This is a genomic window from Bacillus sp. F19, from assembly GCA_023823795.1.
GTDB lineage: Bacteria > Bacillota > Bacilli > Bacillales > Bacillaceae > Bacillus_P.
Genome location: CP085710.1, coordinates 858,545 through 883,768, shown reverse-complemented (window position 1 = coordinate 883,768; position 25,224 = coordinate 858,545). Strand labels below are relative to the sequence as shown.

Annotated in this window: 25 protein-coding genes and 1 pseudogene; 6 read left to right on the top strand and 20 right to left on the bottom strand. The window is 42.2% G+C overall.

Going from position 1 to position 25,224, the window contains the following annotated elements:
* Window positions 1-15: 15 nt before the first annotated feature.
* The 5 genes from LIT25_04640 to LIT25_04620 form a co-directional block, all read right to left on the bottom strand.
* Window positions 16-1,167, bottom strand: coding sequence for an acyl-CoA dehydrogenase family protein (locus tag LIT25_04640; GenBank protein USK34654.1), 1,152 nt, complete (start codon window positions 1,165-1,167; stop codon window positions 16-18).
* A 19-nt stretch (window positions 1,168-1,186) separates the two neighbouring features.
* Complete coding sequence (locus LIT25_04635) at window positions 1,187-2,746, bottom strand: fatty acid--CoA ligase (GenBank protein USK34653.1); 1,560 nt, start codon at window positions 2,744-2,746, stop codon at window positions 1,187-1,189.
* Between the two features lie 473 nt (window positions 2,747-3,219).
* Window positions 3,220-4,029, bottom strand: a complete 810-nt coding sequence (locus LIT25_04630; protein USK34652.1) for a CPBP family intramembrane metalloprotease — start codon at window positions 4,027-4,029, stop codon at window positions 3,220-3,222.
* A gap of 105 nt (window positions 4,030-4,134) precedes the next feature.
* A complete protein-coding gene (locus LIT25_04625) occupies window positions 4,135-4,314 on the bottom strand; it encodes a hypothetical protein (protein USK34651.1) in 180 nt (59 codons plus the stop codon).
* A 48-nt stretch (window positions 4,315-4,362) separates the two neighbouring features.
* Window positions 4,363-5,463 (bottom strand): hypothetical protein, encoded by a 1,101-nt coding sequence (locus LIT25_04620; GenBank protein ID USK34650.1) that lies wholly within the window; start codon window positions 5,461-5,463, stop codon window positions 4,363-4,365.
* A 170-nt stretch (window positions 5,464-5,633) separates the two neighbouring features.
* Here LIT25_04620 and LIT25_04615 point away from each other — a divergent pair, with 170 nt between their 5' ends.
* Window positions 5,634-5,846, top strand: coding sequence for a hypothetical protein (locus LIT25_04615; protein ID USK34649.1), 213 nt, complete (start codon window positions 5,634-5,636; stop codon window positions 5,844-5,846).
* A 529-nt stretch (window positions 5,847-6,375) separates the two neighbouring features.
* The gene (locus LIT25_04610) at window positions 6,376-6,654 is read left to right on the top strand and encodes a hypothetical protein (protein ID USK34648.1); all 279 of its coding nucleotides are present in this window, start codon (window positions 6,376-6,378) and stop codon (window positions 6,652-6,654) included.
* A gap of 122 nt (window positions 6,655-6,776) precedes the next feature.
* On the opposite strand, the gene LIT25_04605 is transcribed toward LIT25_04610, so the two are convergent.
* The 6 genes and pseudogenes from LIT25_04605 to LIT25_04580 all read right to left on the bottom strand — a co-directional run bounded on the left by LIT25_04605 (window position 6,777) and on the right by LIT25_04580 (window position 11,616).
* Window positions 6,777-7,373, bottom strand: coding sequence for a 4-hydroxybenzoate synthetase (locus LIT25_04605; protein ID USK34647.1), 597 nt, complete (start codon window positions 7,371-7,373; stop codon window positions 6,777-6,779).
* 57 nt (window positions 7,374-7,430) lie between these two features.
* Complete coding sequence (locus tag LIT25_04600; GenBank protein USK34646.1) at window positions 7,431-8,258, bottom strand: bifunctional 3-deoxy-7-phosphoheptulonate synthase/chorismate mutase; 828 nt, start codon at window positions 8,256-8,258, stop codon at window positions 7,431-7,433.
* 86 nt (window positions 8,259-8,344) lie between these two features.
* The gene (locus tag LIT25_04595) at window positions 8,345-9,580 is read right to left on the bottom strand and encodes an AMP-binding protein (GenBank protein USK34645.1); all 1,236 of its coding nucleotides are present in this window, start codon (window positions 9,578-9,580) and stop codon (window positions 8,345-8,347) included.
* A 33-nt stretch (window positions 9,581-9,613) separates the two neighbouring features.
* Window positions 9,614-10,957: an AMP-binding protein gene (locus LIT25_04590; GenBank protein ID USK34644.1), complete on the bottom strand. Its 1,344-nt coding sequence runs from the start codon at window positions 10,955-10,957 to the stop codon at window positions 9,614-9,616.
* Between the two features lie 298 nt (window positions 10,958-11,255).
* A pseudogene (locus LIT25_04585) lies at window positions 11,256-11,441 on the bottom strand (adenylyl-sulfate kinase).
* Window positions 11,442-11,463: 22 nt separating this feature from the next.
* Window positions 11,464-11,616: a hypothetical protein gene (locus LIT25_04580; protein USK34643.1), complete on the bottom strand. Its 153-nt coding sequence runs from the start codon at window positions 11,614-11,616 to the stop codon at window positions 11,464-11,466.
* A gap of 496 nt (window positions 11,617-12,112) precedes the next feature.
* On the opposite strand from LIT25_04580, the gene LIT25_04575 reads away from it, so the two are divergent.
* Genes LIT25_04575 through LIT25_04560 form a run of 4 tightly spaced genes read left to right on the top strand, consistent with a single transcriptional unit; the run spans window position 12,113 to window position 14,451 of the window.
* Window positions 12,113-12,871, top strand: a complete 759-nt coding sequence (locus LIT25_04575) for a TIGR03032 family protein (protein ID USK34642.1) — start codon at window positions 12,113-12,115, stop codon at window positions 12,869-12,871.
* Between the two features lies 1 nt (window position 12,872).
* Window positions 12,873-13,424 (top strand): hypothetical protein, encoded by a 552-nt coding sequence (locus tag LIT25_04570; GenBank protein ID USK34641.1) that lies wholly within the window; start codon window positions 12,873-12,875, stop codon window positions 13,422-13,424.
* Between the two features lie 7 nt (window positions 13,425-13,431).
* Window positions 13,432-14,154 carry a hypothetical protein gene (locus LIT25_04565; protein ID USK36158.1) on the top strand — a complete coding sequence of 241 codons (723 nt, stop codon included), beginning with the start codon at window positions 13,432-13,434 and terminating at the stop codon, window positions 14,152-14,154.
* A gap of 57 nt (window positions 14,155-14,211) precedes the next feature.
* Complete coding sequence (locus LIT25_04560) at window positions 14,212-14,451, top strand: hypothetical protein (protein ID USK34640.1); 240 nt, start codon at window positions 14,212-14,214, stop codon at window positions 14,449-14,451.
* 186 nt (window positions 14,452-14,637) lie between these two features.
* Here the strand turns inward: LIT25_04560 and LIT25_04555 are convergent, their stop codons facing one another.
* The 9 genes from LIT25_04555 to LIT25_04515 all read right to left on the bottom strand — a co-directional run bounded on the left by LIT25_04555 (window position 14,638) and on the right by LIT25_04515 (window position 25,146).
* On the bottom strand, window positions 14,638-14,943 hold the full coding sequence (locus LIT25_04555; protein ID USK34639.1) for a transposase zinc-binding domain-containing protein: 306 nt from the start codon (window positions 14,941-14,943) through the stop codon (window positions 14,638-14,640).
* Between the two features lie 138 nt (window positions 14,944-15,081).
* Window positions 15,082-16,845: a tetratricopeptide repeat protein gene (locus LIT25_04550; GenBank protein USK34638.1), complete on the bottom strand. Its 1,764-nt coding sequence runs from the start codon at window positions 16,843-16,845 to the stop codon at window positions 15,082-15,084.
* Window positions 16,846-16,871: 26 nt separating this feature from the next.
* On the bottom strand, window positions 16,872-17,927 hold the full coding sequence (gene aroC, locus LIT25_04545; protein ID USK34637.1) for a chorismate synthase: 1,056 nt from the start codon (window positions 17,925-17,927) through the stop codon (window positions 16,872-16,874).
* Window positions 17,928-18,386: 459 nt separating this feature from the next.
* Window positions 18,387-19,910 (bottom strand): coproporphyrinogen III oxidase, encoded by a 1,524-nt coding sequence (locus LIT25_04540; protein ID USK34636.1) that lies wholly within the window; start codon window positions 19,908-19,910, stop codon window positions 18,387-18,389.
* A gap of 304 nt (window positions 19,911-20,214) precedes the next feature.
* Window positions 20,215-20,943 carry a Cof-type HAD-IIB family hydrolase gene (locus tag LIT25_04535; protein USK34635.1) on the bottom strand — a complete coding sequence of 243 codons (729 nt, stop codon included), beginning with the start codon at window positions 20,941-20,943 and terminating at the stop codon, window positions 20,215-20,217.
* A gap of 117 nt (window positions 20,944-21,060) precedes the next feature.
* Window positions 21,061-21,540 (bottom strand): hypothetical protein, encoded by a 480-nt coding sequence (locus LIT25_04530; protein ID USK34634.1) that lies wholly within the window; start codon window positions 21,538-21,540, stop codon window positions 21,061-21,063.
* A 342-nt stretch (window positions 21,541-21,882) separates the two neighbouring features.
* Entirely contained in the window at window positions 21,883-22,821 is a 939-nt protein-coding gene (locus LIT25_04525) for an FkbM family methyltransferase (protein USK34633.1), read from the bottom strand.
* A gap of 456 nt (window positions 22,822-23,277) precedes the next feature.
* Window positions 23,278-24,144 (bottom strand): Cof-type HAD-IIB family hydrolase, encoded by an 867-nt coding sequence (locus LIT25_04520; GenBank protein USK34632.1) that lies wholly within the window; start codon window positions 24,142-24,144, stop codon window positions 23,278-23,280.
* Between the two features lie 648 nt (window positions 24,145-24,792).
* Window positions 24,793-25,146: a YlbF family regulator gene (locus LIT25_04515; GenBank protein ID USK34631.1), complete on the bottom strand. Its 354-nt coding sequence runs from the start codon at window positions 25,144-25,146 to the stop codon at window positions 24,793-24,795.
* Between the last annotated feature and the right edge of the window lie 78 nt (window positions 25,147-25,224).

Genomic DNA, 25,224 nt, shown 5'->3' with positions numbered 1-25,224 from the left:
TGAAGGATTTCCTCCTCATAATGCAAGATCTAAGTTTTTCACAATAATCGTTTTCATGATTTCATTTGTCCCGGCGTAAATGGCAGAAACCGGAATATCACGATATCTTCTGGCTATCTCGTATTCTTCCATATATCCATAACCGCCATGCAGCTGCATGACCTCTGATGCGACCTTTTTTGCCATATCCGTAATCCAATATTTAGCCATGGAAACACGTGTCACAGCGTTTTTCCCTGACATATGCTCGTTAATGACGGAGTCTAAAAATGTCCGGCCAATCTCAATTTCCGTTGCCATTTCTGCCAATCGGAACTGAACGGTTTGAAAATCGCTGATTGATTTTCCAAAAGCTTTCCTTTGCTTTGTATATTGTTTGGCAATTGAGAGCATTCTTTCTGCAGACGTCTGTGCTCCAATCGCAACGAGCAAGCGTTCCTGCTGCAGCTTATCCATTAAATAATAGAACCCTTTTCCTTCTTCTCCTAATAGATTGGCAGCAGGCACTTTAGCATCCTCAAAAATAAGCTCTGCTGTATCCTGAGCATGCAGGCCAACTTTTTCAAGCTTTCTTCCTCTCTTAAAACCAGGTGTATCCCTTTCAACAACTATCAGGCTGATCCCCTTATGAGCAGGCTGTGCCTTCGGATCGGTTTTGCATACGACTACAATTAAGTCTGAGGAGATTCCGTTCGTAATGAACGTTTTCTCCCCGTTTAGCACATAGTAGTCTCCATGTTTAATAGCTGTCGTTTTAATGGCAGAGAGATCTGAGCCCGCACCAGGCTCTGTCATTGCGATTGCCGTAATTGTTTCTCCCGTTACACAAGTCGGCAAAAATCTCTGCTTCAATTCATCCGTGCCATAAGAATCAAAATAAGGCACTACAATATCATTATGAAGGCTAATGCCTATTAAACTTGAGCCCACTTTTTCAAGTTCTTCGTTTATAATGACGGAATAAGCAAAGTCTACGCCTGAACCGCCATATTTTTCATCGGTCCATGGGCAGAGAAAGCCTTGCTCTCCCATTCTGATCCACAGCTCCCGCGGAACCATTCCGGCTTTTTCCCACTGATCGTAGTATGGTACTGCTTCTTTTTGAAGAAATTTTCTTAGTGCTTCACGAAATATCTGATGCTCATCTTGCAAGTATGCTGCAGGCATTTGACTCAGGTCCCCCTTTTTATGCGCTTGGCTGTTCTGCGAGTTTTTCCCTCAGTAAAAATTTCTGTATTTTTCCGCTTGCGTTTCTAGGCAGTGCATCAACAAAGTGATACGTTCGCGGTCTTTTATAAGGAGCAAGCTTATCACTCGTTTTACAGAATTCCTCAAGCTCTTCTTCTGTTAAATTCAAATCCTTCCTTACAATAAAGGCTGTTACGCACTCTCCCCATTTCTCGTGCGGCTGCCCTAAAACAGCAGCATCCAAAACCCCTGAATGCTCAAATAAAACATCCTCTACTTCTCGCGGATACACATTTTCTCCGCCGCTGATGATCATGTCATCTACACGGTCTGCCACATATAAAAAGCCGTCATTATCCAGGTATCCTAAATCGCCTGAATGGTACCAGCCCTTGTACAGAGCTTTTTCGGACGCCTCTTTCATGTTGAAATAGCCTGCCATCATACAAGGCCCTTTTACAATGATTTCTCCAACCTGACCAGGAGGCAAAATATCATCAGGCTCCGATGGTCCTTCTTCATTAGGCTTTACAATCCGCAGTTCATGCCCGTAGCATGCTTTCCCAGCCGAGCCTACCTTTGTCAGCTGCTCATCCTCTGACAAAAACGTTACAGCAGGACCCATCTCAGTCATGCCATACGCCTGAATAAGATCTGTTCCAAGCTTTTCTTTGCATAGCTTGACAAGAGCCGGTGCCATAGGCGCTGCCCCATATAACCCTAAACGCAAGGATGTGAGATTATAATTTTCAATTTTTTCTTGAAGCATCATGTTCCACATCGTTGGTGCTCCGAAGAAAACCGTAACTTTTTCCTCTTCAATAAGCTGGAGGACAAGCTCCGGCTCAAAGTGATGAAGGATTACATTGCTCCCGCCGACCTGAACACGCGGAAGGAAACAGCAATGTAGCTCAGCACAGTGAAACATTGGCGCAGCTACCAATCCCCGGTCATCCTTTGTCAGCCTTTTTAAAGCGATACAAACATGATTTTGCTCAATCATATCGCGGTGACGATGAAGAACTCCTTTAGGCCTTCCAGTCGTTCCGCTCGTATACATGATGGCATATAAATCATTTTCAGTTACTTCTATTTCTTCAAGATTATTTTTTGTATCCTTCACGTTATCATGATAGCTTGATGCATATGAAGGCGATTCACTGTCTATAAACCAGAAGGAGATCTGATCAAATTGGGATTGTATTTCACTGATTTGAGGCTCAAGCGCCCGTTCGAAAAGGACGATGGAAGGTTTGGCATCATTTAAAATATAAGCGACCTCCTGAGCTTTCAGCCTGAAGTTAATTGGATTGATGACTGCACCGATTTTGGCACTTGCAAAATAAGCGGTTGCAAGCTCAATCGTATTAAAAAGATACGTTGAGATGCGGTCTCCTTTTTTTATGCCCGCTTCTAAAAAAGCATTTGCAAGCTTATTCACTTCCTTCTGCCAATCGGCATACGATAAGCGAATCCCCCTGCGGACATCGTAAATTGCTTCTTTTGATGGGTATTTCTCAGCAGTCAAATCAAAAGTCTTTCCAATTGTTAAATACACAGAAACTCCTCCTTTAGATAGAAAGCGTTTACAAAAAATAAGATGATAGTCTTACCTTTTAAATGAACCCTTTATTAACATTCATCATTTTTCTGAAAATTCCTTCATTGCATCTGAAATCTTTCATTAGATGGTTATGTAAAATACAATTGATGATAATTGCCCCCAAAAAAAAAGATCCTAAATTTAAGGGATTTAATGGAATAACTAAAATATAGATAACATTTTTTGATAAACGGGAAATTGACGATACTGGTGAAGATAGACTGATATTCTGTCCCCCTGTCACTCGGGAAATACGAGATCGTTTTAATTCCGATCCCGTGAGAGTCACCTCTTTCATAATGAACGTCCTCAATATCATCGATATGGAATAGGTTGAGTTATGTCTTCCTTTCGTTTTGGGACAGGCTCTTTCTCACGCTTGTCTTTAGATTTTCCTTTCATTTGGCGAGGGATATCCATACATTGATTTATTTTAATATCATTCCGCTAAGAACCATTAAGGCATTGATTGACATATGCCATATTACTGCAGGAACGATACTTTTTGATTTGACTGTAATTGCCCCGAAAAACAGCCCTCCCAAAGTAAATACAAGGCAACCACCCCAAGAGAATCCAAGGGAATAATGCTGCAGCCCAAAGCCTATGCTCGTTATCATTACCGCCCATCGATTGCCAAAGTGCTCAGAAAAACGACTTAGAAGCATGCCTCTCCAAATGATTTCTTCAAGCACGGAGTTAATGATTGAAAAAATAAGCATGAACCGCCAAATTTCCTGGATGTATGCCCAACCATTATTCACAATAAATGGAATAAAAGCAATGAGATTTATAATCATCGCAATGGAGAGAAATACACTTACCTTCGTATGATGGCAGCCTGACAAAATAAACGGTACGCGAACCAACTCACCCCATTGCGGCTTCTGCCAATAGCGCATGAAAGGAAGTTTGTAAATAAGCGATATGGCTGTTAACGGAAGAATGAGAAAAATCAACGACAGCCTATTGAGTATGATGAGCATTTCCTCAGGATTCAGGTCGGTGATCAAATGCGAGTTCACATAGCCATATAGAAAGAATCCGATTCCGAAAGCCATCGTTGTCACGATAAAAAATCTCATTGATTTATTGATGAAGAATAACCATGCGCATATTCCCCAAACACTCATCAGCAGGTAGTGATTTGTTTGCAAAATGATAATAAGTGACCCAAATAAGAACAATGACGCTATATTTCGTAAAACAGTGGAATGAAATAAAAGAGTCTCCTTCATCAGTCGTGATGCTCCTTCTCTTAGTCGTTATCGATCTATTCTGAAAATAACCCGTTAAAATAAGTCCCTTCAATAGGAAGGGCTTTTTTCTTATCTAGATTCAATCTAATGCTTATGGTAAACGGACAACACCAAAGCAAAAGCACGAGCTGTCACGTAATCATACACACCAGTCGGTTCATTGTTACCATATATCTTTTGATCGGCTTGAAATCGTTTAAGAGCATCTTCTGTAAACGGTCTGAATTCATCTACTTCTCTGTTATCCCATGATGTATAGCCCACTTGAGACCTCTGATAATGGGGTCTATTTTTATTCATTGAACAAATCTATTATCTCCTTCTAGAACGGATGATTAAGACTGTTTCTTCTTCCTGATCATCTTCATATTTATCATAATCATGCTTTTTAGATTCTTTTATCTTTTTCTTCTCTTCATGGTAGTTATTTTTACTTTCTTCTATTTGTCGTTTTTCCTCTGTCAATTGATTTCGTTCTTTCGTTTCTTTTTCTTGTTTCTCCTTTTTTATCTTTTTATCTTCTTCCTTTTGTTCTTTTATCTTTTTCTTCTCTTCATGGTAGTTATTTTTACTTTCTTCTATTTGTCGTTTTTCCTCTGTCAATTGATTTCGTTCTTTCGTTTCTTTTTCTTGTTTCTCCTTTTTTATCTTTTTATCTTCTTCCTTTTGTTCTTTTATCTTTTTCTTCTCTTCATGGTAGTTATTTTTACTTTCTTTTATTTGTCGTTTTTCCTCTGTCAATTGATTTCGTTCTTTCGTTTCTTTTTCTTGTTTCTCCTTTTTTATCTTTTTATCTTCTTCCTTTTGTTCTTTTATCTTTTTCTTCTCTTCATGGTAGTTATTTTTACTTTCTTCTATTTGTCGTTTTTCCTCTGTCAATTGATTTCGTTCTTTCGTTTCTTTTTCTTGTTTCTCCTTTTTTATCTTTTTATCTTCTTCCTTTTGTTCTTTTTTCTTTTTCTTCTCTTCATGGTAGTTATTTTTACTTTCTTCTATTCGTCGTTTTCCCTCTGTCAATTGATTTCGTTCTTTCGTTTTTTTTTCTTGTTTCTCCTTTTTTATCTTTTTATCTTTTTCCTTTTCTATTTTAGATACCTTTTTTGGTTTGTCGTCTGTTTTTTCCGGTTCTGTCTTCTTATTAAAAATTCGTATTGCCGAACCGACCAATTGTTCTATAGGTATCTGCTCGATAAGGGAACTGAGAGTAAACTCCGTCTCAGCCGGCGAGGTCTTCTCTGAGTCTAGTTTCTCTGAGTCTTCTTTCCCTTCATCCATTTCCTGATTTTCTAGTTTCCCTAACTCTTTTTGGATAAACCGCTTCCACTCCAAATCGTCCTCCTGTTTCGAAACTGTCGAAAGTGCTTCTTCATCTGCGACCGGATTAGAATCAGTTTCCCTCTGGATATGATCCATTGATTGGGAACCTCCTTTTATATGTTTAATGACTCTGTATATGTTTATGTGAGTTAGCGAATCTGGATTGGGCTGAAGCGGAATTCACCCAATAATAGTCCAATACCTATATGATCTAGGATATTTAATCATATACTGAACTATTCTTATACGGAAGGACTGAAAGCAGAATGAAAACAAGGAACATGGATTTTTTTAGGGATAGAATCTTATTCATTCTAGGTATGAGTTTATGCGGCGTGTTTGTTTTCGTACTAGTGGCGGGCGTTATCGTTGCATTGCTTACATCTAGGGACGGCAGGAAACAAACGGGAACGATTGATTCCGTTCCGATGCAGGATGACGAGGTTGCGATCGCGTTAAAAGCCGAATCCGACGAGTAAAGGCTGGCTGAAGCGATTTTTGTTTCATGATGAAGGGGCAGCAGGAAATGTAGACTCCATTTGGAAAGCAAACCGCATATTCGCACAATTGCGTCTGGATCATCCGGGATGCTCGGGTAACGAAAGCATACCACGGCAACGTTGCGGTTTTAATGGCAAGGGATGCCTCGAATCCGATAGAAAAGAGAGAGCTGGCGAGACGAGGGCTGAGTCTTCTCGGGTGAAGCTGTCGCTTATTCACCCTAGGATACTGCGGTCCGTATGCTCCGCAATTCCGCATCTTCCCTGTTACCCGATCGATCCTTGTATCCTGTGGTAACAGCCATTGAAGACTATATCCATCTTACCTGATTGGGAACTACGTCAACCGGGCAGTCTTGATAAAGACACTTATTATAGAATGATCTACGAACTTGGTGAAGCGCATCAACGGGTCGATCGTTTTCAGGAAGCGGAGTATTGCAGTGGTATGTTGAACGAGGAAAGAGCCGAGAATGGCTAAATGTAGTATCGTAAGGAGGTGAAACAGTTGTCGAGGGAAAATCAAGAGTTTTCGAGAATTTTTCGCGAAATCAATCGGGGATTTAGATACTTTACCGCTAACTACACGACGGCGGTTAAAAACGGAGCAGACGTAGCCGAGCAAGAAATCATTGAAGCTTTAGAAGATCGTGATCAACCCGTCGATATCGTTGCAGGAAAATTATTCGAAGCCGTAAAGAAGGGTGTACAATATGCTGGTGAACAAATGGTCGCCTCCGGAGTCGATATCTTCGAACAAATGAAAGCAAAATCGAGAAAAAAATAAGGAAGCCTGTCAGCATATAATTCACTGGTGAGTCCTGCATATTCAAAAGCACTGGCTGACTCTAAGGGATGCGTTTCTCCCTGTAAAGCCAGCCAGTGGTCAGTTACTCTTCTTTCAGAACCTTATTCTTCTTTGTTCGATTGCTCTTTCGTCATCCCTTGCTGTAAACGGTGTCCGATGATGCTCGGATGGAAATATTCGAGCATCTGAATCCCCGGTTTACGTCCGAAATAAATGAAGTATCTTTTGTAAGGCACCTTATTTTGCAGATTAGGAAAGTGGATCTTGATCGGCCGCCCGAAAAGATCGACCGTTTCCGCTTCGTTCATGAATCCGGAGTCGGCCACCTTTCGGAATGTACGCATTCCGAGTGAGCTGATCGCTTTTCCAATTCCCTCTTGTTGATGCGCAATTTTCTCGAACAAAGCGGGAGGTACATGCTTAGAATATACAAGCGCAATGTTGTGTGACACGACAAATCGACTTTTCTCGCCGATCAAAACCGATTCTCGAATATAGTACGGACCTCCCGAGGATTCACCCATCAGGTTTGCATCCTCTTCACCTATTTGTTCTTGCCGGATCACATGTACAATAAGTTTCTCGTTCAACAGCATTTCTAGCAAATCCGTTGTCCGTCCATCCGTTACTAATAGAAAATCGAATATCAAACCGTGTAAAACATCCGACGCCTTTCGCTCAAACTGTGAGTCTATCATACTCTCACCTCCATTAGACAATTGTGTGCGACTCTCTTCGCCAGTTATGGAAAATTGTTAATGGTACAAACCGGAATCGCAGAGCCCCTTCCAGAACGCATGAAACTCATCAATGTTGACTTGCTGCTTCGCGTCGGAGAGAGCGGCCGGGGGATTCGGGTGCACCTCAACCATAATCCCGTCGGCGCCAGCGGCAAGCGCCGCCTTTGCACAAGGCAGCAGAATATCTTTCCGCCCGGTAGAATGAGTGACATCCACTAGCACTGGAAGATGGGTCTCCTGCTTTAAGATTGGAACAGCGGAAATATCAAGCGTATTACGAGTCGCTTTCTCGAAAGTGCGTATACCACGTTCCATTAACATGACCTGGTCATTCCCTTGATGCAGAATATATTCTGCTGCGAGCATAAACTCCTCCAAAGTAGCGGAAAGGCCGCGTTTCAGTAGTATGGGCTTCTTCGTTTGCCCGACGGCTTTCAGCAGGTCGAAGTTCTGCATGTTGCGCGCGCCTATTTGAAAGATATCGATATAACGGGCGGCTGTATCGATTTGAGTGGGACTCATAATTTCGCTGATGGTCACCAATCCGATTTCATCCGCCACATCCTTCATAATTTTTAATCCCTCTTCACCGAGCCCTTGAAAATCGTAAGGAGAAGTTCTCGGTTTGAACGCCCCGCCGCGTAAGACCGTTATGCCAGCTTTCTTTAAAGCGGAAGCAACCGTTACGAGCTGATCTCTCGATTCGATCGAGCAGGGACCTGCGATCAGCGTATGCGAAGAACCACCGATCACCGCTTGCTTAATATTAATAATCGTATCCTCGCTTTTATGGTGGCGGCTTACGAGAAGCGGTGGTTTCTCTTGCTGCAATTTATCGCTCATGATAAACAATCCTTTCTTTCAGCCTAATTAATGGGAATCTTCCTAACCAATTATCGTTATGCTACCCGAATTCAATGGATCTATTTCTATGCGCCGTTACTTCGCTTTTTGATATATACAGGCTTTATCGATGGAACGTTACTCATGAGATCGACACGATCGAGCAACGCAGTGATTTCAACGGTGACCGGCACTTGAAGTCGAGAAGATAATCGAGAACGGATATTTTCCTCGGACCATTTCCCGGAATCATGCGAATCTAGTAAAATGTGCAACCCCTCTTCCTGCTCTAGCACCTTCCAAGCATCCGGAGCAGGAGACAACGAATATACGGCTTCCTGAATATCCATTGCGTCTAGGACGGTGTTTCCGAAACGGATTCGATCCTTGCTTCTGCCGTAGTGAACCAGCTTGGCTCCAGCTCGGCCGCAATCGCATAAACAGGGCTCTACAGAGATAATGTCTTCATTAAAGTATCGCAGCAGAGGAGAACCCTGATGGGAAAGCGTCGTGATCGCCGCAAACCCTCTTTCTCCATAAGCGACGGGGCTTGAACCGTCCTCATTCAGGACTTCTACGAAAAAATCTTGTTCTACGATATGCATTGTGCCATACTCGCACATTGTAGCGATATTGGCAGTTTCCGTCGAACCGTACATATTAAATACAGGCACGCTCCACAGCTTTTCTATATGCTCCCTGCGCTTGTCGCTCATTAATTCACCTGCGACGCATATGGCGCGCAGAGCCGGAAAGTCCTTGCTCGGCTCAGAACCGCCGAGACGAGCCGCTTCGGCCAGCAGTTCCATCTCACGCGGGAGTCCCGCCAACACCGTGACAGAAAGCTGTTTCATCAGGCTTAACACTCTGGGGTAAGGGGTAACTACAGTACGTCCGCTTGCGGGAACGACCCCAGCTCCTGTCTGCCAAGCTGCATGCTGCATTAAGAATGCAGGCAGCGCCATTGCGTAAGGAAAACGGATCAGCACCAGATCTTCAGACGTCAAACGCACACCGCATTCCTTCAATTGTCTTCCGCCAATTATCATATCTTTTTGCGTAAACCAGGCAGCAGAGGGCTCCCCGGTCGTGCCGGTCGATTCGTAATATTGAGCGATTTCCTTCATATCGACGGCGAGGTGACCGAAGATGCCCGCTTTCCGCAGATCTTCCTTTGTCGTTAACGGAAGTGTCTGGATGTGACTCAATCCAATGCCGTTTAAAGCATAGTCCGATAATTTCCTCTTGTACAGAGGGGATTTTAGAATACGCACATACATCTCCTGAAACTTTTTCGCCCTCTCTCTATCGATGTCGCTCATTAAGGCACCTCCTCTCTCCTTTTTTGTATATAGCTAATTGAATACTCTGGTCGCTTTGCCGTACGTACGAGGGATATCGTGTCTGATTACGACTTCGCAATGTATCCCAATCCGATCAGCCATATGCTTTTGAATTTTCGCCGCCAATTGCTCGTCACTTAGCTTCGTCCGAAACTTCTCGGCTTCGATTGTGAGCACTCCTTGATCCAGCTTTAGGTGATACCATAAACCTACTTCGGGAATCTCCATGAGAAAGTGCTCGATCAAGAATGGAGAATAGTCTTCAGTGCCCACGCGCAGCATGTGCTCCATTCGGCCTCTTAGCTGCATAACGTCCAATGTGATTCCGCAATCGCATTTGGATTTTTGCAAGTTGCCAAGATCCCCGGTCCGGTAGCGTACCATCGGCATTCCTTCACGCAGCAGCGTTGTCACAACGATTTCTCCCGTTCGACCGTACGGAAGCACTTCCTCTGAAACCGGATCAACGATTTCGACTTTCACATGCCCTTCCATGACGTGATACCCTTTATGCTTACTGCATTCTACACCGATAACTCCGCACTCGGTTGATCCGTAGAAGAACGAGACTTCGCATCCCCACCACTTTTCCAGCCGTTCGCGGAAGGTGAAGGAGCATCCTTCGCCGGTAAGCCAAATTTTCTTCAGGCGAATATCTTCACCAATTTTTATACCGAACTTCTCGCTTTCTTCTGCTAGGAGTGCTGCGTAAGAAGGGGTTGTAGTAAGGACCGTGGCTTGAAATTCCTTCATTAATTCCAACGACTTATCGATAGGAGCCATGTAACCGCCTTTGCCAAGCGATAGAACCGCCGTACCAAACGCAAATTGAAATAATCGCTGAAATCCAAGGCCGGGCAGCGCAAATTCATAAGGCAGCGCAATTGCCGCGACATCATCGTTCGTCTCCTTAAACAGCTCCAAATACTTCGGCAGCAGATCGTATACATATTGATCAGCTAATGTGTAAGAGGTATATATTGGCTTACCCGATGTGCCGCTAGTAAGGTGAACTTGGCCTATTTCTTTCGGATCGACGCATAATATCTTTTGTTTATCACCTCTAATGACATCTTTCTTCAGCATCGGTACGGAAGCTAATTGTTCTAGACTATCGATTTTAGGCTCTGTGAAGCCTGCCTCTTCCAATGTCGAACGGTAGTATTCATTTCGGTTCCACACATGAGCAAGAGTGGCGTTAACAGCCTTTAACTGATAATCTTCTGTTTTTTGATGAGGAAGTATTTCAATAGTTTTTCCTTCATCATCCAATTGCTTATAAAATTCCTTGAATTGTTCTAGATGGGATGAATGTTCGTCAATGGAAACTGTCATCTTATGAGTTTGAAACTTCATCTAAATCCTCCATTCCATGTATTCTTAATACTCTTAGAATCTACGCGGCCTAAACTGCATGTACCAATGGCCCAAGATAGACAACATCCTACAACCACCTGAAGCCTAATATCGATTGTGGCTGTCCCAACGGATAACTATCATTGCGTCTCTTGGAAAATATAGTTATAGAAATGTAAAGCAGTAAATCCTTGGAATTTACCGGTATATCCTATCCTTATGAATCCTAGTTCACAAGAGACCGTTATAGAAACCGATAAGCAAACGGTAGGAGATTTCGTTGCGCAGATCCTGTGACCTTTTTATAAAGACCTTTAGGTTCGCGTCTTTCGCATTCGCCGAGCGAACACGTCACATAAATTTTGATAAAATCACCTTCAAGAAGTAAAAAACGAGTGAGGGCACGGTCCGTGCGAAAAGGCGTAACCATTCCCGCATCTATAAACAGCTTTGCAACCTCCGATATACTGCGAATTGTTTCCTTGGACAGTTTTGATCCATCTCTATTAATTTCTTGCTTCAATCTTTTTTGCTTCTTTCTTTTCTAATTTCCGTTTATCTTTAACCTGCTTCTCTTCCATTTTTTTTGCCAACTTCTCTTCTCTTTTTTTTGTTTTTTCTGCTTTTTTCTCTTCTTTATTTAGCTTTCCATCATTCATGTTCTCCACTCCTTCCTTTCTCTTTATGAAATGCAAGGAAAGTCAGACTTGATTCGGACAAAAACACATTTTATAAAAATGAGTATTTTATCCAAACCGTTTATATAAACCATACATATCGTAACTAGCACAATTCGTTTATTTTAAGGAGGGGATTGATCCGTGTTGTTATTCGGATTGGAGAATGATCAAGATTTTGAATATCTAAATACGAAAGTTAGACTTGATTCGGACAAAAACACATTTTGTAAAAATGAGTATTTCATCCAAACCGTTCATATAAACCATACATATCGTAACTAACACAAATCGTTTATTTTAAGGAGGGGATTGATCCGTGTTGTTATTCGGATTGGAGAATGATCAAGATTTTGAATATCTCAATACACGTCTTCTAATAAGCTGTCCAGCAAGTGGTTCAGATCAGGGTGGACTATTTTTGCTAGACTTTAAAAATAACGCTTTGGAGAAGCTTTATACCGGCAGTTGTTCGGGAATGACATTGGTTAAGGATCGATTATTCGTAACATCCGACGATAATCAGATCATTACTATGGACGAGAGGTTCCAAGTCATCCAGAAAACGAAACACTTGAAACTCGATTTTCACGACATCGTTAAGTTTAATGATAATGTTGTTTTGGTTGTGGAAACGGCGATTAATGCGATTGGATGCTATGAGACCGATACGTTCACCCGAATAGGGGAGATTCGATTCAATTCTGCGGACAAAGACGTTCATCATATTAATGACATTTGGTTGGATAGTCGTACTTTATATGTTTCTATGTTTTCTCCCTATGGTAAATGGTATCTGGACCCGATTCATAAAAACGGTGGGATTGTCGCGATTGATTTGACCGATTTTCATCCCGGTCAACACCTCGGCATAGACCCGGCGAATCATGTCGTCGTAAAGAGTTTGTATATGCCTCATTCGGTAATGGTGCATCAAAACAAACTATCTTATTGCGACTCTATGTCGTTCAGTGTCCTAATCGGGAACGAGGCGCCGATTCAACTACCAGGTTTTACACGCGGACTTGCAATAACGGACGATACGATCTTTATCGGACAGAGCAGGATGAGGCATGTTTTACGAATCCCTCACGAGTTCTCGAATTGCTGCTTGGATGGCGGAATCTATGTCTACAATCCCGAATTTAGAATCTCTCGATTTGTATCATTGCCAGCGCAACAGGTGTATCAGATTCTTGTTCTTGATCCGGATTTTTCGTTGGAAGGGGGGAATTGAAATGAAAAAAAACGACACCCATATGAAGCAATTAGAGGAAGGAAAAAGGGTTCTTATGAAAGGCGTAGACGGAGATAAAAAGGCGGTGAAAATCGCCTATGAGATTTTCTTAAAGCTTCGCAATACCGAGCCCGACAATGCTCTTATTGAAGCCTATTACGGCAGCACACTTGCGCTATTAGGACGAGATGCTGTTCAGCCACTGGAAAAAGCGGATAAAGCGCAAGAAGGACTAGATTCATTGAATCAAGCAATATCCATGGACCCGAACCAGAAGGAAATTCGGTTGTTGCGTGCAAATGTATGTCTGCGGCTGCCAGAGTCCTTCTTCCATTGCTCACAGACGGCAATCGAAGACTTATCCTTCCTGCTGGATCGTTATAAAGAAGATCCCGGTTACCTTACTAATAAGCAAGTGAGGGGAATTATGGAGGATCTAAGTGATGCTTACCAAAATGTAGGAAAATTGAGCGAAGCGAATGAAGTATTGCAACAATTAACCCAGTTGACATCAAAGAAAAAGAAACAGAAAAAAATTACAGGGGAGGAATAGACAATTGGTGAATGTAAGCGAGAAGGATATCGAGATGTTACTTGAGCAGGTTATTTCACTACACAAGGACGCCGTAGAAGGCAATGAAAAGGCCGTTCAAGACATGCATCAGTTGTTGGAACGGGTGCGATCCGACTATCCGGGCCAGCCGCTTGCGGATGCATACCATGGCATCACCATGATGCTAATCGCTCGGGATAAGACAAAACCGTTGGATAAATTGAGGTGGTCGAAAGCAGGACTGAAGCTTCTTGATGGAGCGGTAAGTGCCGCCCCTCAGGATGGCAAGATCCGACTGCTGCGAGGCAAGACCGTATATATGTTGCCTGAAAAGCATTTCCACCGGTCCCAAACGGTGATTGAAGATTACACCTTTCTCATCGATCGGGAAATGCATGAAGAAGGCTTCCTTGAGACCGAAAAATACTTGCAGCTTATCTACGAACTTGGCGAGGTATACTGCCGGATCGGTCGAAATCAGGCTGCGACTATATGCTGGAAAAGGGTGAAGAACGAAACGCAGGATCCTGATTTTCTGCATCTCCTCAAGCTAAGGCTTAAGTCTTTGGAAGGGAAACCAGCTGTTGAGCAAATACCGAACGCCGAGAAACCCACATCAATTTTGATAAGAAGGGCCGCTCGTGCCGCCGGGGGCGAGCTCCTAAGCTGGGCGAAGCAAAAGAAAGAAGAAACTCCCCGCAAACGGCTCAAAAAGAAAGGACGGCGCTAGTCCATGCTGCAACAGGCCATAGGGAGGGAAAGTTTCTTTTGAAAGGAGGTGACACGCATGTCAAAAGATGCTTTTAAGAAGATCGTTAAGAAAATAAGCGAACAATCCAAGCCTATCATTACAACTGCTTTGATCACCGGTGCTACACGATTCATCAATGAAATGGATGTTGAGGTGAGTGGTAGTGATGTAAATCAGTCTCCCCGAATCCTTACTACCTTGAGGAATGGTGCCGTAGCAGCTGGACAAGAAATGATGACGAATGGGTTAGAGGGTATTAAGAAAAACCGGGCATAACCAGCCCGGTCATTTGTTATGATGAGAGGGTCCGATAGTTTGTATTCCTGGCCATGAATGCCTTTGTAGTATTATGGATACATTTCTGCTCTACATTTTTCACAGCTAAATTGTGGTGGGACGGTCGGATCTCCTTCATCCATGATGTCAAAATCTCGTACGACATCATAAGGAATTTCCTCTTCCTCATGACAAGCCAAGCAATGATAGTTGATGGCTTGTTTCACATACTGCCTTTTTCACTAACTCGCCATCCTGAGGACAGACTTCTCCTTTGTATTCAAAATAACACGAACACTTGTGACAAATCATCGGATCATGACAACCTTCGCACACGAATAGTTTAAACCCATTCTTTGGATTCCCACAGTCTCGAAATTTTTCCATCTCTTTTCTCACAATCGGACGAGGCGTTTGGTCATGTTTTTTTATAAACACCTCCCAATGATGATGGTGATCGAAAAAAATACGTCTCAAGATGTTTGTTTCCATACACCTTTTTTAACGCAAAAGCCAAAATGGGGCACCCATTTATAAATTCTGATATTATTATAACAAAAAATATCACAGTTATTATGTCTGTGATATTTTCAGGAACTTTATACTTTCTTACCTTTTATTCTCTATTTTTCATAAATGCTTGCGTTTTTTTGCTTGCTGCAATAATTGTGCCGCCCTTTCATGCATTGGCTCTAGAGCCAATGCTACTTTTAGTACTTCTTTCGCTTTAACCGGATCATCCGTTTTCATATAGCATTCAGCCAGGGATACCCATATTTCAACGTCATTCATCCCCTGGTCGATACAATAACGGAATTCATTGGCTGCGGCGGCGGGGTCTCCACCTAGCATATACGGCGTATTTAACAATTTGGATCCGTTCATTCTCCTAGCGAGTGGCAATGTCGGGTCGATTTCAAGGGCGGTCGTGATCTCGTTTTCCAGCATCGGAAAAAGTTCAATTTTCTCCGTCAAACTCCAAGCGGCATCTATCTGCCGACCGTAAACCGCAGCCAGCCATGCATGCGCTTCTGCACTGTGTGGAATCAGCGCTACCGCCTCTTCGAACAATTGCTGTGCTTTCTCGTACTTGCAGCTCATAAACTCGCTGTAACCGCGACGAAGCAAGTCTCGCAGTAGAATGGAGCTGCTTGTGTCGGGATCTTCGTTGTCGCGCTTACATATATAGACCTGTCTCTTTGAAGCAACATTTCGTGCGAGCTCATCCCGGTTAAGCAGCGTACCGAAGCCGATCTCCGCGGTTACCGTCACCTTCAGCATTTCGGATAATTGAACCTGAATTCCCTCTAACGACCAATCGGCATATCGCTCCGAATCGAGAATCATATGAAATCCGTTCTCTTGCTGCATAGCTTTCCAAGCATCGGGTACCGGAGCCAACGAGTATATGGCGTCCTGAATATCCTTGTCATCCAACACAATCTCCCCAAATCTAGTTCTATTCTTCAGTCGACCATAATGGACGAGCTTGCTTTCGGTTTGGCCGCATGCGCATAAACCCTGCTCGACTGAGATCACGTCTTCGTTGAGATACCGCAGCAGCGGTGAAGCTTGATGGGACAATGTCGTAATCGCAGCGAGCCCCCTCTCCCCCGGTTTGGCAAGCCCGGAACCATCTTCCTTCAGCGCTTCAACCACAACGTCCTGCTCTAAGACATGCATCGCGCCATGCTCGCACATAGCTGCAATATTAGCAGTCTCGGCAGTACTATATATATCAATTATTGGAACACCCCACCTCCGTTTCAAATGCTCCTTTCGACGTTCACCCACTACTTCTCCGGTAACAATAATCGCCCGGAGAGAGGGGAAATGCTCGCTACTGTTTAAACCTAGCAAGCGCGTCGTCTCGGCCAGCAATTCTATCTCTCGAGGAGATCCGGCAATGATCGTGACGTACAGTCGATTCATGAGATCAAGCACCTTAGGATAAGGTGTAACCGTACTGTGCTCGGGGATGATCGTCGCCCCCACTTGAAGGCAGGTTTGCTGCATTAGAAATGCGGTAGCCGTCAATCCATGTGGAAATCGAAGCAGTACAATGTCTTCTTTGTCAAACCGTACCCTGCATCCTTTTATTTGTCTTATGCCGGTTTCCAAATCCTCCTTCGTAAACCAAGCAGATGTCGGTTCTCCAGTAGTGCCGAACGATTCGCAATAATGCACCGTTTCTTTACGGTCAACAGCAAGATGGTCAAATGCTCCTGCCTTTCGAAGTTCGCCTTTTACTGTAATCGGCAATGTAGAGATTTTCTTTAACCCTATGTTCATCAGATTATAATCCGCTAATTTTCGTTTGTAAAATGGCGAATCCGTTAAACGTACCAGTAAATCCTTTAACTTCCTCTCACTCTCCAGCTTGTCGTCAGACATGGATAACTCTCCGTTCTAAATAATCTTCAGCCCAGCATAGCGGTTTGTCGTTTATAATGATCTTCCAATACCAGGCATGCCATCGCCTCGATGACCGGCACGATTCTCGGGCAAATACACGGATCATGCCTGCCTTCTGTTCGAATCTCCTGTTCTTCTCCTCTAACGTTGATCGTCTTCTGCGGAACCGAAATCGATGACGTCGGCTTTACGACAACTCGGAAAATGATTTCTTGTCCTGTACTTATTCCGCCGATAATCCCACCCGAATGATTAGACAAAAAACCAGCGGAGCTCATCTCGTCGTTATGCTCGCTTCCAAGCATCGAAGCTGCGGAGAAGCCAGAACCAAATTCTATGCCTTTCACCGCGCCGATAGATAACATTGCCTTGGCTAACTCTGCATCCAGCTTATCGAATACCGGTTCACCGAGGCCGGGGATGACACCGCGGATCCGGCATTCTACGATGCCTCCGCAGCTGTCGCCAACCGCCGCCAACTGCTCGATCTTATTCGTCATTTCAGTTGCTGCTGTCGGGTCGCAGGCACGGACGGCATTTTGCTCGATGGCTTGCTCTTCGAACAACCGGCATGCAATTCCCCCGATTTCTTTCGTATAAGCCAGCACCTGCACACCCCTTCGTTCCAGTAGTTTACGCGCCACTGCCCCACCTACCACTCGGCCTGCTGTTTCCCTTCCGGATGCCCTCCCACTCCCTCGGTGATCACGAATTCCGTACTTCTTGAGATACGTAAAGTCCGCATGGCCCGGGCGGAAAGCATGTTGAATACTGCTGTAAGCTGCCGGGTTCATGTCATGATTGTGCAGGATCACAAAAAGCGGCGTACCGGTCGTCTTCCCCTCAAATACACCTGATAAAATATGGACGATATCGTATTCTTTGCGCGGTGAAGTCACGGTGGATTGGCCTGGCTTTCTGCGATTCATCTGAATCTGAATATATTCTTCGCTCAGATCGACCTCAGGCGTCACACCGTCCACGATGACACCGACCGCCGCTCCATGCGACTCTCCGAAGGTCGTGATTTTGAACATCTCGCCGAACGTATTTCCAGCCATACTGTAAAGTCCTCCTTTGATCAGCTTCATTTGTATCGCCATGCCGGATAGTAAGTTGGAAGAAATTTAGAACAAATAGCGGCAATACTTTCACATGGTTACCTATGTGCCAATCATGGTTTTCCTATCTACTATGCATAAATAAAGAATTACATAATAATTATATGCCCTTTCTTATGATATGTTCTCGGCTAATGCCAATGTTAAACGCATCGTTATGCCAAAAAATAATTGGATAAGCAGGTTTTGTCCGCAATTATTGTGAAACATTTTTTCCAGGATAATGATACGTGATATGCAAGAATCGATTAATTAAAAAACAGCAATAAGTATAAACACATAATTTTTTTATTTTAATACAACACTTCTACTCTCCTTCTTCTACAGGTACAAAAAGAAAATCAGTCCTTACTAAAAAAGAGGCTTTCCCAATACATGGGAAAGCCTCTCATCTCAAAATCAGCCAAACATTTCGTCCAGAATTTTAATTTTCGCGTCAGTATAGTGCTGGAAGCTATCGTTATAGGATTTTGGATCCTTTGGATTTGCAAATTGTGTAATTTTCCCTGTCTTAGGGTCCACAAATTTGCTTGCAGCACCGCACCCAAGACCGATAATGGATTGCTGTTCTTCCATTATCATAATGTTGTAGATGCTGTCCTGCCCTTCAAGCGCATAGCCTACGTTTTCCAGATTGCCAAGTATGTTTTTTTGACGGTACAGGTAATAAGGGGCGTATCCATTCTCATCCGTCCATTTTACGGCATGGTCCATCATTTCTTCAATTTCCTCACGGCCTGCTACTTTGTATTTTTGTTTATTCCTAGTCATTTCAGAAGCACGCTTAAAGGATAATGTATGGACAGTCAATGATTCAGGCATCAGTTTTTTTGTTTCTGAGAGGGTGTAATCAAATTCCTTTACTCCTTCACCAGGCAGACCGATAATCAAATCCATGTTAATATTGTTCATTCCCATCTGACGGGCTAAGTGGAATTTATCAATCGTTTCCTGAACAGAATGATGCCTGCCTATTGCTTTCAGGGTTTCATTAATATAGGATTGCGGATTAATGCTGATCCGGTCTATATTCCATTTTTTTAAAACGTTGAGCTTATCTTCTGTAATGGTATCAGGGCGTCCTGCTTCCACTGTCAACTCGCGGATGTTATCTACACCTGGAAAAGCCTTAAACATTTCCTCATACAGCATATCCATTTCTTCTGCAGTAATGCTTGTTGGAGTACCGCCGCCATAATAAACCGTTGTGATTTTGATTTTTTTCTCTTTCAGCCATTTTCCCATCTCACGAATTTCATAATGCAATCCGCCAAGAAAAGAATCGACAGAGCCCTGTCTGCCGCCGATTGCGTATGCCGGGAACGTACAATATGCACATTTTGTTGGGCAGAACGGAATCCCTATATAGATGCTTACTTCATGTGAAAGATCATATAAATCAGGAACAACACTCAATTGACGATCAACGATCCGCTGCATGAGTTGAATTTTCTCATCTGAGATCAAATACTCTTCGGAAAGCATTCGATGCGCTTCCACTTTGGACATGCCTTCACGCAATCTTTTATGAAGAAGCTTTGTTGGACGTATGCCCGTTAAAATCCCCCACTGCTGAATGATGCCAGTGTATTCCTGAAGCAGGTTCAGATGCACAAAAACAAGTGAATGTTTGACCGCTTTGAAGGTTTCTTTTTCACTCTGGTCATCTGGAATAATTTTTTCGTGCGCTGCCGCTTGTTCATATCCTTTCATATCAGACAGAGTTCCGCGGACGCTGATGTTGCCGTTATTTACTTCTATTTCAAAAACGATGCTGAGGTCCGCTTCTGACTCTTCAAACTTCAGCTCTGTTTCTTCATAAAACAAATTTGAAATTAACTGCAGCGGACGATAAAGTCGTTCATCACTTATGCCATTTATATTAAAACGCAAGACTCTCACCTTATCTTCTTTTAGATTCAAAACTTCCTTAAGTGTACAAAACCTGGAGCTTATGGTCAATTTAGAAAAGCAGAGACGGATTCGTTATCTGGCCTGCTAGAAGCAGTGAGCCTGTACCAAATGCAGCTGGCCATTTAGCGAAAACTAAAGTTTTTATAGCGCTTTTTATTCATTTAGCCATTTCAAAGGTTTTATTAGCTAACGGCTGTTTTGTTTTAGCCATTTATTGCTGCATTTATCTGCAAATCTTATGATTTAGCTGAAATCATCTTTTTTTAGCCGAAAAAGTTAAAAAGCAGATGGCTAAACGCCATCTGCTCCCAATTTACAGCACGTATTTTTTAATTGCTTCTGCAACTCCGTCTTCATCATTTGACAAAGTAACCCAGTCTGCTGCTTCTTTGACGATCTCCTGTGCATTTCCCATGGCAACACCCAGACCGGCTTCTTTAATCATTGCCAGGTCATTCATACTGTCGCCGCAGGCCATCACGTTTTCCATTGTAATGCCGAGCAGGCCGCATACCATCTCAATGCCTTTGGCTTTATTGATTCCAATTGCATTCACCTCGAGGTTTGTAGGACTTGAATTGGTGATTTCAAATTCTCCTCTGCTGCGGAGCTCATTTAAAATGGTCTCCCGTGCTTTGTCATCTTCAATTTCGTATCCAAACTTCAGCCACTGATAAGTGCTTAAGTCCTCTGGCATTTCATTGAAGAATACTCTTTCTGTGCTCGTTGCCCAATAGCCCGTTTTATGTGCTTTAGAAAGGTCGAACATCCATGTCATCAAATCATTATGGACAATATTCCTCTCTACAAGTTCCCCATGCTCATCCCAAATCTCACTTCCATTTACAGTTACCAAATAAGAAGATAAGCTGAGTGACTTAGCAAGATCCCTCAGTGTTGCCATGCTTCTGCCGGTGCTTATCACTACATGTATGCCCCGAGCTTCAGCGTCTCTGATCGCTTTTCGATTGGCTTCTGAAATTTCTTTTTTTTCATTCAGTAGTGTTCCATCCATATCAAGTGCAATAAGTTTAATATTCATGTAAAAATCCTCCTATACCTTGTCAGCTCTTTACATAGAATATCATTTTCCCGGCTGATAAACCAAATGAATGCATGCGGAGACTCCTGTTACTTGTTAAAACAGATTTATTATTCATTAAGCATTAGCGGATTCCATTGCAAAGTACTCTTTAATAGAGTAGCTGAAAAGCTGGCGTTTAATTCTCCCTTTATCGCCAATCAGCCTGTACCAGCTTTGCCCGACATAAAAGTGATTTGAAAGCAGGATCTCTAACACATAGGAAATCCGGTCTTCGGCTTCTTCACTTGCAATTTTGGCTTTACTTGAGAAAGCCAAAACAAAATATGGCTTTTCATGATCCAGTTCGAGAACTTGCAGATGATAACTATCCCCATGTTTACGGTTAAAATCTTCAAGAACCTTTTCAAGGCCCATTCCTATTTCAATCTCGAATTTGCCTGCTTCACTCCAATTTGAGATGAGTGAATCATAAAGGGACAGCGTAAGAATAAAGTGCGATTGATACTCGCCTGGATTAAATTCTTGATTAGCATTTTGTACTTCGAGCGGCACAATAATATACTTTTCGTAATTTGAAAAGAAGTCCCCTTTCATCTCTTTACCTTCTTTCTTTAGTTAGTGACCCGTAGTGTGATTGCCCCGTACATGATAAGAAATGCGCAAGCGCCCGTTTAGCTCAGGCATGGCAGATAAGCATCAGGCAGAAAAGTCGGATTTGACTTTTTTGACGGATTTGCTCTGTTTAAGGAGTTGGGCGGTGGAGCTAGACATCAATGCGCAAAATTTTATACTATCTTATCTCTCGAAAAAAATATATACCTTATTATTTCTAAATAAAAACGAAAATACCTTCTCGTTCTTTTGAACAATGACTGTTTTTGCATAGATTGTTTTTTATAAGAATACAAAAATCTCAAAAAAAAAGAGCTGTAGGCATCAGCTCTTTCCATTCCCTGTTAATGAATCAGCCATTTCTTCATCTGTCGCCAAGATAAGATCTGTATGAACATAATGAGATCCGAACATTTCATGGAATATTTCTATTTTGAGTGATTTTACTTTTACAATATCGTCATTCTCTTTATAAATATAAATGGTAAAATACTGATTCAGATACTCGAAAAAATGATTCGGGTCTACCCCTGACTTTTCAAAATACTCACTGTTGAATTCAATAAAACCAAGAACTGAACGGCTGTTTTCAAATAATTGCTTCATTCCCTTTAAAACAAAAGCCTCATATCCTTCCACATCAACTTTAAAAAGAACCGTTTCATTTTCCATGCCCTTTTTAAATAATGAATCAACTGTTATTGTCTTGATTGAAACCTCGTCTACCATTTGATGCGCAGGCATATAGGAAGCTGAAGATGTGCCTGACCAATGATTATCTATAAAAAAGAGTTTATCTTCTCCGTCTGAATCGGAAGCAAAAGCATGAACAATCCTGATTTGTGAATGATTCGGATGAGCATCCCGGGATTGGCTGATATATGTAAGCAGGTTTCGGTTTGCTTCAATTCCATAAATCTTTGTATGTTTCGGATAGATCACTGAGAAAATACATTCGCCATAGTTGACGCCAATATCAATGATATAGTCGGGCTTCACTGTTTCAACAGCCTGCTGCCAAAAAGAAAGAAGCCTCTTTTGTGTTACTCCCCCGCTGATCAGCAGAGCTCTGCCCCGATTCTCCTTTGCATCGACAAAAAGAACGGTTGAGGACGGCAGCACAATTTTGTCTGGAAGTTTGCTGATATCCAATGTTCTGTATTTCATCAGTATTCCAAAATCAATTAAACCCTTCCAAAGCTTCGGGTAATTCTCCCACATTTTCATAAGAAACGGCTTTCGTACAGCTGCTTTGTTTATCATGATGGTCCTCCTTTTTCAGCATCCTTATATCTTCTTATTAATCTATAAAAATCCTTTGTAAAAGGATACAGATTAACATAGAATTTACAATTAGCTTAAAGGGCGGGATGTTCAGTTATTGGCTAATGTCTTTGCTTCCTTTTTCAAGACGGCGGGCAATCGGGCTCTTTTCGACCTTATCCTGATCTTTGTAGATAATAGTAAAAGCTCGGATTCGTTACACAATACCATACGTTTTCGTTCTTAAAATGATGCCAATTATAGACTTTGGGAATCATACCGGATCGCTAATTCCCCGATACAAGCCAACTTAGGGTTTTAAGTACCACTTGAGAGTGAGTGCACCCCGAAACAACAAAAAAACGGATACAAATTGTTTTGCAATTTAGGACCCGTTTTCTTCTGTATTTTGATGTTTTCTCCCTTAAAGCTCTCCTAATAAGCTGTGATCTATTTTTATCGATCAACCTTCAATTTATCTAAAAACTCAATCCGATGCTGCTTTCTGAAATGTTCTTTTACCATGTATGAAACACCCTGATCATCGTTATTTCTGGTAATCCAGTCAGCAGCTTTTTTTACATAATTTGGCGCGTTCCCCATCGCTACTCCAAGACCTGCCATCTCAATCATTTCTTTATCATCATCCGCGTCTCCAATTGCGACCATTTCTTCAGGGAGAATGTTTAAATGCTGACCAAGCAGCCTTAAGCCGTTCTCCTTTGAAACGCCTTTCGCTGTAATTTCAAGCACTGTTTGGTTTTTTACCCTTATTGTAATGCCTTCGAACGAGTCAGAAAGGAGCTTTTCAACCTCTCTGCATTCATGTTCTTCTGAAAAGTACACTTCAATCTTTGGTGCCGAGAGCGGTTCATCTCTTAAGTTTTCTCCAAGCGAATCAACAAACTGGACTGGATAAAACAGAGGATCCGATGGGCTTAACAATGTTTTTCCTACGATATTTGATGATACTTTCTTCCGGTTTCCGAGCGAAAAACGCTCATGCACAATTCGGACGTTGCAATCAAATGTTTCGAGCACTTGAACAAGGTTAAATGTTTTTTCCTCGGATATTCTGTTTTCATAAAAAGATCTGTCAACTTTATCGGAAATGAACGCACCGCTGTGCGTAATCAAAATATTGTTTATCTTAAGCGCTTTTGCAAGTTTTTTTGCCGTCTGAAAATTGCGGCTTGTAACGAGAGTGACGTAGACTCCCTTTTTTTGAACATAATGGACCGCTTCCCTTGTAGAAGGTTGAAGTCGACCGTTGGAACGAAGCAATGTTCCATCAATATTTAACGCTAGTAGTCGGTAGATCACTGTGAATCCCCCTTCAGCTGATGTCTGATTTCTAATATGAGGATATGTCCCTTCATCCTGAAATAGAACGAAATGACCTCCAGCCTCTGTTAAGTGATTTAGAAATCAATCTCTAAAAAACGAAAACAGCTCTGTGATTTTAGTCACAGAGCTGTTTCTATAAGTGAAAAACCCCTATATTTAACCTTCTCCCATTAGTACGTGCCGGAATCTGTTACCCGCAAACTCCGAAGACAGAACGGTTCAAGCGATTATCCCCATAATCGCAGACCATTAAATAAGTGAAATAAAAACGCTTACATTTATTATTGCAAGTTAGGTCTAATTTGACAAGGGGTTTTAATAAAAAAATGAAAGCGTTTTATTATTTGATTTATTCTGAAAAATCATTAAGTAATGCGGATCGGCAGGTAAGAAAAAAACGAAGGGACATGTTTTTTTAGCGCAAATTCCCAATTTATTTGCGAAAGTTTTATTTCGATTAGCTGTTTTTTCATTTTGTACCGAATTTTCCTCTTGATTGATGTTTAAGCCGATATTCATACCAATAAGCTGAAATTGCCTTATATTAGCCAAAATCTCAACTTATTAGCTGCAGATGTACACCCAATAAAAAAAACGGAGCATCTATTTCGCTCCGTATCCTTATTATTGCTGAAGACTGCCGTAAAGCTCTTCAAGCGGCTTCATGATAATTTTATTCAATTCTGCTATTGTCATGCTCATGTGCTGTTCAGCTTCCATCAGCTTAGAAATCTTATCGTGCTGCTGAACAAGGGCAACCGATTTTTGTGCCTGTTCAATTTCTTCAGGAGAAATTTCCTGGCCTGACATTTGCTTTTGCTGAAGATTTAATTGAATATCTCTGAAGCTTTCAAACAAAGTCCGTGCTGAATCATCAGCGTTCACTTCATCATAAAGTCTCTTTAGTGTTTTGAAGTCATCGCTTTCTCTAAGTGCTTTCTCAAGATCATATCCTAAGTCATAAACATTCGCTGCCATAAATATTCCTCCTAACATCTTTTCACGCAGTGCCTTAAAGCACCCTACAACTATAACAAACTATTCAACAAATTTCAT

Bases quoted from the DNA above. Each gene is read 5' to 3' on its own strand.
- LIT25_04640 (USK34654.1), bottom strand. From the start codon at position 1,167: ATGCCTGCAGCATACTTGCAAGATGAGCATCAGATATTTCGTGAAGCA.
- LIT25_04630 (USK34652.1), bottom strand. From the start codon at position 4,029: ATGAAGGAGACTCTTTTATTTCATTCCACTGTTTTACGAAATATAGCG.
- LIT25_04620 (USK34650.1), bottom strand. From the start codon at position 5,463: ATGGATCATATCCAGAGGGAAACTGATTCTAATCCGGTCGCAGATGAA.
- LIT25_04615 (USK34649.1), top strand. From the start codon at position 5,634: ATGAAAACAAGGAACATGGATTTTTTTAGGGATAGAATCTTATTCATT.
- LIT25_04605 (USK34647.1), bottom strand. From the start codon at position 7,373: ATGATAGACTCACAGTTTGAGCGAAAGGCGTCGGATGTTTTACACGGT.
- LIT25_04600 (USK34646.1), bottom strand. From the start codon at position 8,258: ATGAGCGATAAATTGCAGCAAGAGAAACCACCGCTTCTCGTAAGCCGC.
- LIT25_04595 (USK34645.1), bottom strand. From the start codon at position 9,580: ATGAGCGACATCGATAGAGAGAGGGCGAAAAAGTTTCAGGAGATGTAT.
- LIT25_04590 (USK34644.1), bottom strand. From the start codon at position 10,957: ATGAAGTTTCAAACTCATAAGATGACAGTTTCCATTGACGAACATTCA.
- LIT25_04580 (USK34643.1), bottom strand. From the start codon at position 11,616: ATGAATGATGGAAAGCTAAATAAAGAAGAGAAAAAAGCAGAAAAAACA.
- LIT25_04575 (USK34642.1), top strand. From the start codon at position 12,113: ATGACATTGGTTAAGGATCGATTATTCGTAACATCCGACGATAATCAG.
- LIT25_04570 (USK34641.1), top strand. From the start codon at position 12,873: ATGAAAAAAAACGACACCCATATGAAGCAATTAGAGGAAGGAAAAAGG.
- LIT25_04560 (USK34640.1), top strand. From the start codon at position 14,212: ATGTCAAAAGATGCTTTTAAGAAGATCGTTAAGAAAATAAGCGAACAA.
- LIT25_04555 (USK34639.1), bottom strand. From the start codon at position 14,943: ATGGAAACAAACATCTTGAGACGTATTTTTTTCGATCACCATCATCAT.
- LIT25_04550 (USK34638.1), bottom strand. From the start codon at position 16,845: ATGTCTGACGACAAGCTGGAGAGTGAGAGGAAGTTAAAGGATTTACTG.
- aroC (USK34637.1), bottom strand. From the start codon at position 17,927: ATGGCTGGAAATACGTTCGGCGAGATGTTCAAAATCACGACCTTCGGA.
- LIT25_04535 (USK34635.1), bottom strand. From the start codon at position 20,943: ATGAATATTAAACTTATTGCACTTGATATGGATGGAACACTACTGAAT.
- LIT25_04530 (USK34634.1), bottom strand. From the start codon at position 21,540: ATGAAAGGGGACTTCTTTTCAAATTACGAAAAGTATATTATTGTGCCG.
- LIT25_04525 (USK34633.1), bottom strand. From the start codon at position 22,821: ATGATAAACAAAGCAGCTGTACGAAAGCCGTTTCTTATGAAAATGTGG.
- LIT25_04515 (USK34631.1), bottom strand. From the start codon at position 25,146: ATGGCAGCGAATGTTTATGACTTAGGATATGATCTTGAGAAAGCACTT.